At 42.3% G+C, this 1,052-nt stretch carries 1 protein-coding gene; it reads left to right on the top strand.

Annotation, left to right across the window (positions count from 1 at the left end; all coding sequences use genetic code 11):
• Nucleotides 1-78 precede the first annotated feature (78 nt).
• The gene (locus HT697_RS06995) at nt 79-801 is read left to right on the top strand and encodes a pseudouridine synthase (protein ID WP_173253121.1); all 723 of its coding nucleotides are present in this window, start codon (nt 79-81) and stop codon (nt 799-801) included.
• Nucleotides 802-1,052 lie beyond the last annotated feature (251 nt).

The following is a 1,052-nucleotide window of genomic DNA, read 5'->3' as shown; positions in this document are numbered from 1 at the left end:
AGAGATTTTTGAAGAGTATGAAACGAAAAGGAGGTTGGTCATTGTACCAGTCTCCTTTTGATATGATATAATAGTTCTATGAGATTGGATAAATTTTTAGTTGCCTGCGCTGTGGGAAGTCGGACTGAGGTCAAAAACTTGCTCAAGTCCGGGCGTGTGACGGTAAATGGTAAAAAAGAAAAATCAGCTAAATTGCAGATTGATGAAGAAAGAGATGAGATTCGCTTTGATGGGCAAGTGCTGGAGTATGAAGAGTTTGTCTACTACATGATGAACAAACCCCAAGGAGTTATTTCAGCGACTGAGGATCCCAAGCACAGAACCGTTCTGGACTTGTTGGATGACTTGGCTCGGAGCAAGGAAGTTTTCCCAGTAGGACGCTTGGATATTGACACGCATGGTCTTTTGCTCTTGACCAATGACGGCAAGCTGGCCCATGCTCTTCTTTCACCTAAGCGTCATGTGGATAAGACCTATCTGGCTCAGGTCAAGGGAATTATGACCCAAGAAGATGTGGAGATATTTGCTGAGGGTATTCCGCTCAAAGACTTTACCTGTCAGCCCGCTGGACTGGAGATTCTTTCCACAGATGCAGAAAAGAATCAGAGCCAAATCCGTGTGACTATTGCAGAAGGGAAGTTCCACCAGGTCAAACGTATGGTGGCTTACTGTGGTAAGGAAGTAGTGGACTTGCAACGTTTGACTATGGGAACGCTAGTCTTGGATGAGAACCTAGAACGAGGGGAATGGCGTCGCTTGACCAAGGAAGAATTAGAAATTCTCCGTGCTAATATTATTTAATTTAGTTTAATACTCAATGAAAATCAAAGAGCAAACTAGGAAACTAGCCGCAGGCTGTACTTGAGTACGGCAAGGCGACGTTGACGTGGTTTGAAGAGATTTTCGAAGAGTATAAATTTGAAAAAGGTGAGGGACAATGTCCTTGCCTTTTATGTTTTTTAGTTGCTTCCTTTGTGAAAAGAGTTATAATAGACTGTAGAATAAAAGGAGGAATCTATGAACGCGATTCAAAAATCATTTACTGATAAACT

This window comes from Streptococcus sp. 1621, from assembly GCF_013276615.1.
Lineage (GTDB): Bacteria > Bacillota > Bacilli > Lactobacillales > Streptococcaceae > Streptococcus.
Note: the sequence above shows the minus strand (reverse complement) of the source record. Positions and strands in the feature narration are given on the sequence as shown.

Bases quoted from the DNA above. Each gene is read 5' to 3' on its own strand.
- HT697_RS06995 (WP_173253121.1), top strand. From the start codon at position 79: ATGAGATTGGATAAATTTTTAGTTGCCTGCGCTGTGGGAAGTCGGACT.